Genomic DNA, 9,429 nt, shown 5'->3' on the forward strand with positions numbered 1-9,429 from the left:
CGCCTGACTCCGGAATGCCTGGCATACCGCCCGTCGTATGCCTTCAATGGCGTTCGGTCTTGAAAATTTCCTGACTTGTTGGTCAGTTTTTTATTGACCAGGCTACCAATCCTGTTTAAATTTCCCTGAGACACGCAATCCAATCGTCGCCAACAATACCAATGCGACAACAAGACTGACGAGAGTGACCATGTCCCAGCGCAAAGCCTACCGTGCCTCTGTTTTCCACTGCATCGCCGACCCGGGCGTGGTGGGTGCGGAACGTTCCTACGAGTATTTTGAAGATGGCCTGTTAGTGGTCGAGGACGGCACGGTCGTCGAGATAGGCACGGCCGAGAGCCTGTTGCCATCACTGTCTCCTGAAGTCGAGGTCGTTCACTACGAGGATGCCCTGATAACCCCGGGCTTCGTCGATACCCATATCCATTATCCGCAGGTGGGAATCATCGGCTCCTATGGCTCCCAGTTGCTGGACTGGCTGGAAACCTACACCTTTCCCTGCGAGGGACAGTTTGATGATTCACGGCACGCTCATGCCCAGGCTGAGATCTTCCTCCGTGAACTGTTGAGAAACGGGACAACGACGGCCCTGGTCTTCGGAACCGTCCATAAGCAGTCGGTGGATGCCTTTTTCGAACATGCCTCCAGGCTGAACCTGCGGATGATTGCGGGCAAGGTGCTGATGGACCGTTGCGCGCCTGACTATTTGGTGGATACAGCGGAATCCGGTTATGCGGACAGCAAGGAGCTTATTGAGCGTTGGCATGGAAAGGGCCGTTTGTCCTATGCGGTGACGCCCCGATTTGCGCCGACGAGCTCCGATGAGCAACTCGAGCTGGCGGGTAAGCTCTTCAAGGAATTCCCGGGCTTGTACATGCACACCCACATTTCCGAGAACCGACAGGAGATTGAGTGGGTTAAAGAGCTGTTTCCTGAGCGGGATGGTTACCTTGATGTATACGACCACCATGGCCTGATTGGTGAACGGTCAGTGTTTGCACACGGTGTTCACCTGCATGACGACGAGTGCAGGCGGCTGGGCGACACTGGCTCTGCGGTTGCCTTTTGCCCGACGTCGAACCTCTTCCTTGGCAGTGGTTTGCTCGACCTGGCGCACCTGGAGTCCCATGGGGTTCGCGTTGGCCTGGGCACGGATGTAGGGGCGGGTACCAGCTTTTCCCAGCTTCAAAGCCTTAACGAGGCGTACAAGGTGTTGCAGCTGCAGGGGCAGAAACTGGATCCTTTCAAAGCCTTTTACCTTGCAACGCTCGGCGGAGCCCGGTCCCTCTACCTGGATGACAGGATTGGCAGCCTGCAGGCCGGGAAAGAAGCGGACTTTGTTGTGCTGGATTACGAAGCCACGCCGCTGATCAGTTACCGCCTGAAGCAATCCAAAAGCCTCGAGGAAACACTGTTTGCCCTCATGATTCTTGGCGATGACCGCGTGGTGAAGGAAACCTTCAGCGCGGGCATGTCCGTTCACCGCCGATAGCGTGCCACTGGTGGGCTGCCCGTTGCCGCTGATGGGCGCGCCCACCCTCGGTCCAGAATCTTTCTACCACGCCTCTTCGGGTCCTTCTTTTTTCTTGTGCACAATCGTTATAAGAATTTTGTTGCAATTGTTGTATACAAAAGCATAATCGGAGTTGTGGTCCTGACCGATAAGTCAGGAAATGCCGATATGGCAAACCAGCCATCACCTGCCTCAAGGGCTCTGCTCTGGGTGATAGAAAACAACAATGATGAGGAATACCTTGTGGAAAACATCGATCAGCAGAAGCGCTCGCTCGGAGCGTTAGCGAGAACGGACTGGCTCGAGCGCATTTTCAAGCTCCGTCAGCATGGAAGCTCAGTCAAGATTGAGCTGATAGCAGGCCTGACCACCTTCGTAACCATGGCCTACATTATCTTCGTTAATCCCAATGTTATGGCTGCGGCCGGCCTTGATCATGGTGCTGCGTTCGTCGCCACCTGTCTGGGGGCGGCACTTGGCTGCCTGCTCATGGGGTTCTACGCCAACTGGCCGGTGGGACTGGCGCCGGGCATGGGGCTCAACGCGTTTTTTACCTACACCGTCGTTGGCGAAATGGGTTATACCTGGCAGGTTGCCCTTGGCGCGGTCTTCCTCTCCGGCATCCTGTTTATGATTATGAGCCTCTCGCGAATCCGCGAATGGCTGCTTAACAGCATTCCGATGAGCCTGCGTTTTGCCATGGGGGCAGGGGTTGGTCTGTTTCTCGGGCTCATTGGCCTGAAGACGGCGGGCATTGTCGTCGACAGCCCCGCGACGCTGGTGACGATGGGGTCTTTTGGTGAGCCTTCGGCACTACTGGCCGCCATCTGCTTCTTGCTGATCGCGGTGCTTAGCCACCGCAATGTGTTTGGCGCCATCCTGTTGAGCATGCTCATTGTAACGGGGATCGGCTGGAGTATGGGGCTTGTGGAGTATGGCGGTGTTGTGTCGCTCCCTCCCAGCCTGGCGCCAACCTGGCTGGCGATGGATATTGCGGGTGCGTTGAACGTGGGAATGATCAGCGTTGTGCTCGCGTTTCTCTTCGTGAACATGTTCGACACCGCGGGAACACTGATGGGGGTGGCTCATCGTGCAAACCTGGTTGACGAGAACGGCAAGATAGAAAACCTTTCCAAATCCCTTAAAGCGGACAGTACATCCAGTGTCCTGGGCTCATTTGTGGGTTGCCCGCCGGTAACCAGCTACGTTGAAAGCGCTTCAGGCGTAGCCGCGGGTGGTCGCACTGGTCTGACGGCCGTCACTGTCGGCGTGCTATTCCTGCTAGCAACCTTCTTTGCACCTCTTGCGGGAATGATCCCGGCCTACGCGACCTCAGGCGCACTGATATACGTCGCTATGCTGATGATGAGTGGAATGGCCCACATCGACTGGAAGGACATCACCGACACCATTCCGGCCATCATTACTGTGGTGATGATGCCGCTGACCTTCTCCATCGCCAATGGCATTGCGCTGGGCTTCGTTACCTATGCCACGTTGAAGCTGCTTACCGGGCAGAGGAAGAAAGTATCCGTCAGCCTGTATGTTCTCTGTGTCATCTTCATCGCCAAGTTCGCCTTCCTGTGATCAAGGCACACGGTTGACCCGAACCCGAGGTTTTACCCCAAAACAACAAAACGAGAGGTAGTAAAAATGAAACTGTTGCAAAAAATCCTGCTGGCGGCGTGCGTTTTCACCGCGTTTGTTCCGGTTGTTCACGCTGAAAAGTTCTTCGGCAGTTCCAGTGTGTCGCTGCTTTATAGCGATGACTATGAAATCTTTGGCTCTCAAAAAGAGTCCGCGACCGTGTTTACCTTTGAAAACGTGACCGCCCACAACTGGGGGGATACGTTCTTCTTCATTGACCGCTATCAGGTTCAGGGGGATTCCGGTAACGCTGACTCCACCTATGGGGAGTTCGCGCCCCGGTTGAGCCTGAGTTGGCTAAGCGGCCAGGATCTGGGCTTCGGGCCGGTTAATGACGTCTACCTGGCAACCCAGTATGAGTTCGATGGTGGGGTAGAGGCGAACAACTACATGTACGGTCTTGGATTGGGCTGGGACATCCCTGGATTCCAATACTTCAACACCAATGCCTACTATGTTGAAAACAACACCGCGTTCGACACGCCGGACGACTGGCAGCTGACCGTAACATGGGGGGTGCCGTTCGAACTGGGCAGCGCGGCGTTTCTCTTTGACGGTTTTATCGACTATTCATCGGGCGTAAGCGGTGCTCAGAGTGCGGAATTGTACATCAACCCGCAGTTCAAACTCGACCTTGGTCATTTCACGGGAGAGGCTGGCGTGTTGTATGCCGGTATAGAGTACTCGTACTGGCGTAATAAATTCGGTAGCCCAAACATAGATACGGAGAACGCTGTTAGCGCACTGGTCAAGTTCCACTTCTGACCCGCGCTATCATCATCGGATCCATTGGGCCGCTGGTTTCAGCGGTCCAGCTGCCATCACATGACTGGAGAACTTTATGGGACGCCTTACCACACACGTACTGGATACTTCGCTGGGACGCCCCGGACAGGGTATTCGTATTGAGGTTTACCGACTGGAGGGTGAATCGCGCACCTTGCTGAAAGAAGTCACCACTAATGATGATGGCCGTTGCGATGCCCCGATACTTGAAGGTGAGGCCTTTACCGAAGGCCAGTTCGAGCTGGTCTTTCACGCTGGTGACTACCTCCGTCGCCAGGGCGTAGAGGCTGACGAACCGCGCTTTCTCGATGTTATCCCATTGCGTTTCGGCGTGGCTGACGCCTCCCAGCACTTTCATGTGCCCCTCCTGCTGTCTCCCTATAGCTACTCCACCTACCGCGGTAGCTGAGTCGAGATGGTCAGTCATCAATACAACAGTGCGAACAAGAGAACAGGTTAATGGAAGCTTACATTCTGGATTTTGTGAATTTCATGTTGCGGTGGCTGCATGTGATTGCGGCGATTGCGTGGATTGGTGAGTCAATCTACTTCGTGATGCTGGATAACAGCCTCAAGCCGCCACAGGACGAAAACTGCAAAAAGAAGGGGGTTTTTGGTGAGATGTGGGCCGTGCATGGGGGCGGTTTCTATCACAACCAAAAGTACGCCACCAGCCCGGGTACCTTGCCTGCCGACCTGCATTGGTCGTTCTGGAAATCGTACACCACCTGGCTGTCGGGTTTCGCGCTGTTCGTTATTCTCTACATGGTCAACCCAGGCTTCTACCTGGTGAACACCAATAGCAGTTGGCAGTGGGCTGCTGAGTTAAGTGGATGGCAGGCCAACGTTGCGGCGGTGCTTTTCCTGGTATTCGGATGGGTTGTATACAATGAGCTGTGCAAGCGCATAAGCCCCAACATGGAGCGCGACGGCATTCTGAGTATTGCGGTGGGGGTGCTGCTTGTCATTGTCGCCTATGTAAGCACTCAGTTGTTTGCTGGCCGTGCTGCGTTCCTTCTGACCGGTGCTGTCATGGCGACAGCCATGTCCGCGAACGTTTTCTTCTGGATCATTCCGGGCCAGCGCCGCATGGTCGATGCCATGAAGGCGGGCGAGGAGCCCAATCCGATTGATGGCAAGCGGGGCAAACAACGCTCTGTCCACAATACCTACTTCACGCTTCCCGTCGTTCTGTTGATGATCAGTAATCACTACGCCTTCGCCTATACAGAGGCTCAGGCATGGTTGGTCATGTCGTTGCTCATATTTGCCGGCGCCGTTATCCGCCAGTTCTTTGTGCTGATGCATGCGGGGAAAACCCAACCTTCCTACCTTCTGGCCGGTGGTGTGCTGATCCTGCTGACGTTCTGGGTGGCCGCGCCCACGGGAGAGTCCCAGGTGGCAACGGCTCAGGCAAACGCCGAGCCCAATACGACGACGCATGAGACAAGTGAATCCCCCCTTGCTGCCAACGTGGGCGCGACCATTGAACAGCACTGTGCGGGATGCCATTCGAAGCAACCTGAGAACCCGGCGTTTTCGGCTCCGCCGGCGGGATTTGCGTTTGATGCGGTTGATCAGATCCTCAGCCATCAGGCCAAGATCCAGGAGGTTGTGGCGAACGGATACATGCCGTTGGGCAACGCCACGAACATGACCGAAGAAGAACGCGAAATCATCAAGAACTGGGGTGAATGAGTGTTGCGTTCATGTTGGATACAATATAGTATATTTAAGTATACAATTCATATTGAGGGCGAGCTGGTACCAACGGCCTGCCAAACGGATTGGAAGAAGGAAGTTGCTTGATGAACCCGGCTAATCCAGACCATTACCCCCGAGACCTGATTGGTTACGGTTCTGAGCCTCCCCATGCAAATTGGCCTGGCCGGGCACGCATTGCCGTGCAGTTCGTTCTCAATTACGAGGAAGGTGCGGAGAACTGCGTCCTGCATGGCGATACGCATTCGGAGCAGTTCCTGTCCGAAATCGCCGGGGCCGAGGCCTACCCAAGCCGGCACATGAGCATGGAGTCAATCTATGAGTACGGCTCGCGGGCAGGGGTATGGCGGGTACTGAAGGAGTTTCAGCGCCGCGGCATGCCGCTGACGGTATTTGGCGTGGCGATGGCCCTTGAGCGACACCCCGAGCTTGCCCATGCGTTTAAAGAGCTGGGGCACGAGGTTGCCTGTCACGGTTGGCGCTGGATTCACTACCAGAATATTCCGGAAGGTATAGAGCGCGCGCACATGCGCCGGGCCATCGAGATCTTCGAGGCTTTATACGGTGAGAAACCGGCCGGGTGGTATACCGGTCGCGACAGCGAGAACACGCGCCGTCTGGTGCTGGACGAAGGCAGCTTTCTCTACGACAGCGATTACTACGGGGACGACCTGCCGTTCTGGACCCGTCAGTACGATAGCCAGGGCGAGATGCACAACCACCTGGTGGTGCCTTATGCCCTGGACACAAACGACATGCGCTTCGCTTCAGCGCAAGGCTTCGGCACCGGAGAGGACTTTTACCAGTATTTACGGGATGCCTTCGACGTGCTTTATGCAGAGGGTGAGGACGCGCCAAAAATGCTGTCCGTTGGTCTCCACTGTCGGCTGGTTGGCCGGCCGGGGCGCTTTCGGGCCCTGCAACGATTCCTCGATCACATAGAAGCCCATGATCGTGTCTGGGTTACGAGACGTGTGGATATCGCTCGCCATTGGGCCGAGCACCACCACCCGCTCTCATCCAAGGAGCAGCAATGAGCAATCGATCTGTGAACAAACCTACGTATTACGCTCCCGCTGGCGGGCATCCGCCTCAGACCCAGTTGTTGTCTGATCGTGCGGTTTTTACTGAAGCCTACGCCATCATTCCCAGGGGCGTGATGCGGGATATCGTCGCCAGTGCCTTGCCACATTGGGAAAAAACCCGGCTTTGGGTGCTTTCACGCCCGCTGTCTGGATTCGCCGAAACGTTCTCCCAGTACATCATGGAGGTGTCCCCTGGGGGCGGCAGCTCGCGACCAGAGCTGGATGCTTGCGCGGAGGGGGTTCTGTTTGTGGTTGAAGGCGAGATGACCCTGACCATTGCCGGCCAACAACACCGGATGCAAGAGGGCGGCTATGCCTTTATCCCGCCGGGTTCGTCCTGGCAGTTGTTTAACGAGAGCGATGCGCCGCTGCGTTTTCACTGGGTGCGGAAAGCCTACGAGCATGTGGACGGTATTGATGTGCCTGAGGCTTTTGTCACCAATGAGACGGACATAACGCCCACCGAGATGCCGGGAACCGAGGGGCGCTGGACGACAACACGTTTTGTTGATCCGCAGGACATTCGCCATGACATGCACGTCAACATTGTCAATTTCCAGCCCGGCGGAGTTATTCCATTTGCCGAGACCCACGTGATGGAACATGGCCTTTACGTGCTGGAAGGGAAGGCGGTTTATCACCTCAACCAGGATTGGGTTGAAGTGGAGGCGGGTGACTACATGTGGCTTCGCGCCTTCTGCCCGCAAGCGTGTTATGCCGGCGGGCCGGGACCTTTCCGTTACCTGCTTTACAAGGACGTGAACCGGCACATGAAACTCAGCGGATTCGGTTCGCGCTGAGCTGAGACGAGGACATTTTTATGCTGGAACTCAAAGCACAACCGTTGAGCCCGGAGGCATTCGCCGAATTCGGGGATGTTATTGACCGGCGCACGGCTGACTCCTTTCCCATCAATGCGGGGCGTACCCAGCGCCACCATGATCTGGCGAAAGTGGAGCTGCTCGGTGATGAGGCGCGGGTTCTGGTGAGTATTTTTGTCAGCCAGCCGGTGACGTTACCGCTGGAGCTGTCGTTCCTGGAGCGCCACCCGCAAGGCAGCCAGGCCTTTATGCCTCTGCACGAGGAGCGATTCCTGGTTGTTGTCGCACCCCCAGGCGACACGATCAGCCCTGATGAAGTTCGCGCCTTTGTCACCGATGGTTTCCAGGGAGTGAATTACCGCGCGGGTACCTGGCACGCCGTGCAGTCGGTGTTGGATCGGGAAGGCGAATTCCTGGTTATCGATCGCGGCGGCTCGGGGAACAACTGCGACGAGTACGGAATGGAGGTGCGTGTGCTCCTCGACCTATCTGACTGATCTACCGGCTGAATTTCCATTCAACCTTTACCGACGGTGCACATACGTTTCAGGCGCCGGGACGAGCTTCGCCTCGAATACAAGAACAACCTTACTTCGGAGGAAACACCATGACTCGCATGACCGCAGCAGAAGCAGCTGTTCACGTTTTGAAGAAAGAAGGTATCGACATTGCCTTTGGAGTGCCCGGAGCGGCGATTAACCCGTTCTATTCCGCCATGCGCAAGGTTGGAGGAGTTGACCATGTCCTTGCGCGCCACGTGGAGGGGGCCTCTCATATGGCAGAGGGTTACACCCGCACAAAAGCAGGCAACATCGGTGTCTGCATCGGAACGTCAGGGCCTGCCGGCACCGACATGATCACCGGGCTGTACTCTGCCACGGGCGACTCCATACCCATTCTGTGCATCACTGGGCAGGCGCCGCGCAGCAAGCTGCACAAGGAAGACTTCCAGGCGGTGAACATCCAGGCCATCGCCGGCCCGGTGACCAAATGGGCGGTGACCGTCCTTGAGCCGGCCCAGGTGCCGCGGGCGTTCCAGCAGGCGTTCCAGTTGATGCGCAGCTCCCGTCCTGGTCCCGTTCTGATTGACCTGCCCATCGATGTACAGATGAGCGAGATCGAATTTGATCCGGACACCTACGAATCGTTGCCTGCCTACAAGCCGTCGGCTTCACGGGCGCAGATCGAGAAAGCGCTGAACTTGCTGAACGAGGCTGACAAGCCCCTGCTGGTTGCCGGTGGCGGCGTTATCAACAGTGATGCGAGCGACCTTCTGGTTGAGTTTGCAGAGCTTACGGGGGTTCCCGTTGTTCCGACCTTGATGGGCTGGGGGACGATTCCCGATGACCATCCATTGATGGCCGGCATGGTGGGGCTCCAGACGTCCCATCGCTATGGCAACGCCACCATGCTCGCGTCCGACTTCGTGATGGGCATTGGTAATCGCTGGGCGAACCGGCACACCGGTAGCATCGAGGCCTATACCAAGGACCGGAAGTTTGTTCATGTTGACATCGAGCCCACCCAGATCGGCCGTATCTTCGGGCCGGATTATGGGATTGTCTCTGATGCCAAGGCGGCGCTGGAACTCTTCATTACCGTGGCCAAGGAGTGGCGCGCCGAAGGCAAACTCAAGGATCGCGGAGCCTGGGCCCGGGAATGCCAGGAGCGCAAGCAGACACTGCTGCGCAAGACTCACTTCGACGACGTGCCGGTCAAGCCGCAGCGCGTCTACGAAGAGATGAACAAGGTGTTCGGCAAGAATGTCCGGTACGTGACCGCCATTGGTCTGTCCCAGATCGCCGGAGCCCAGTTCCTGCACGTGTACAAGCCGCGGCACTGGATCAACTGCGGT

General features: G+C 56.6%; 9 protein-coding genes. All 9 read left to right on the top strand.

The features are described from left to right. Nucleotides 1-190: 190 nt before the first annotated feature. Nucleotides 191-1,492, top strand: a complete 1,302-nt coding sequence (gene guaD, locus AXW11_RS05750) for a guanine deaminase (RefSeq protein ID WP_091643371.1) — start codon at nt 191-193, stop codon at nt 1,490-1,492. Nucleotides 1,493-1,723: 231 nt separating this feature from the next. Further along, on the top strand, nt 1,724-3,100 hold the full coding sequence (locus tag AXW11_RS05755) for an NCS2 family permease (protein WP_369810916.1): 1,377 nt from the start codon (nt 1,724-1,726) through the stop codon (nt 3,098-3,100). A 66-nt stretch (nt 3,101-3,166) separates the two neighbouring features. After that, the gene (locus AXW11_RS05760; protein WP_091643374.1) at nt 3,167-3,925 is read left to right on the top strand and encodes an outer membrane protein OmpK; all 759 of its coding nucleotides are present in this window, start codon (nt 3,167-3,169) and stop codon (nt 3,923-3,925) included. Nucleotides 3,926-4,001: 76 nt separating this feature from the next. Beyond that, nucleotides 4,002-4,355, top strand: a complete 354-nt coding sequence (uraH, locus tag AXW11_RS05765; protein ID WP_075195336.1) for a hydroxyisourate hydrolase — start codon at nt 4,002-4,004, stop codon at nt 4,353-4,355. A gap of 50 nt (nt 4,356-4,405) precedes the next feature. Continuing rightward, nucleotides 4,406-5,644 carry a urate hydroxylase PuuD gene (locus AXW11_RS05770; RefSeq protein WP_091643377.1) on the top strand — a complete coding sequence of 413 codons (1,239 nt, stop codon included), beginning with the start codon at nt 4,406-4,408 and terminating at the stop codon, nt 5,642-5,644. Nucleotides 5,645-5,754: 110 nt separating this feature from the next. Next, nucleotides 5,755-6,705, top strand: a complete 951-nt coding sequence (gene puuE / locus AXW11_RS05775) for an allantoinase PuuE (protein ID WP_091643379.1) — start codon at nt 5,755-5,757, stop codon at nt 6,703-6,705. 11 nt (nt 6,706-6,716) lie between these two features. Next, the gene (locus tag AXW11_RS05780; RefSeq protein WP_258955217.1) at nt 6,717-7,553 is read left to right on the top strand and encodes a bifunctional allantoicase/(S)-ureidoglycine aminohydrolase; all 837 of its coding nucleotides are present in this window, start codon (nt 6,717-6,719) and stop codon (nt 7,551-7,553) included. A 20-nt stretch (nt 7,554-7,573) separates the two neighbouring features. Further along, nucleotides 7,574-8,071, top strand: coding sequence for an ureidoglycolate lyase (locus tag AXW11_RS05785; RefSeq protein WP_041334478.1), 498 nt, complete (start codon nt 7,574-7,576; stop codon nt 8,069-8,071). Nucleotides 8,072-8,181: 110 nt separating this feature from the next. Continuing rightward, nucleotides 8,182-9,429: glyoxylate carboligase (gcl, locus tag AXW11_RS05790; RefSeq protein WP_286791996.1), on the top strand; the 1,248-nt coding region annotated here is incomplete at its 3' end.

The sequence above is a fragment of the Marinobacter sp. Hex_13 genome, assembly GCF_001566815.1.
GTDB lineage: Bacteria > Pseudomonadota > Gammaproteobacteria > Pseudomonadales > Oleiphilaceae > Marinobacter > Marinobacter salarius.

What these genes read in the sequence shown, in the direction of transcription:
- uraH (WP_075195336.1), top strand. Translation starts at nt 4,002, where the DNA reads ATGGGACGCCTTACCACACACGTACTGGATACTTCGCTGGGACGCCCC.
- AXW11_RS05770 (WP_091643377.1), top strand. Translation starts at nt 4,406, where the DNA reads ATGGAAGCTTACATTCTGGATTTTGTGAATTTCATGTTGCGGTGGCTG.
- puuE (WP_091643379.1), top strand. Translation starts at nt 5,755, where the DNA reads ATGAACCCGGCTAATCCAGACCATTACCCCCGAGACCTGATTGGTTAC.
- guaD (WP_091643371.1), top strand. Translation starts at nt 191, where the DNA reads ATGTCCCAGCGCAAAGCCTACCGTGCCTCTGTTTTCCACTGCATCGCC.
- AXW11_RS05785 (WP_041334478.1), top strand. Translation starts at nt 7,574, where the DNA reads ATGCTGGAACTCAAAGCACAACCGTTGAGCCCGGAGGCATTCGCCGAA.
- AXW11_RS05760 (WP_091643374.1), top strand. Translation starts at nt 3,167, where the DNA reads ATGAAACTGTTGCAAAAAATCCTGCTGGCGGCGTGCGTTTTCACCGCG.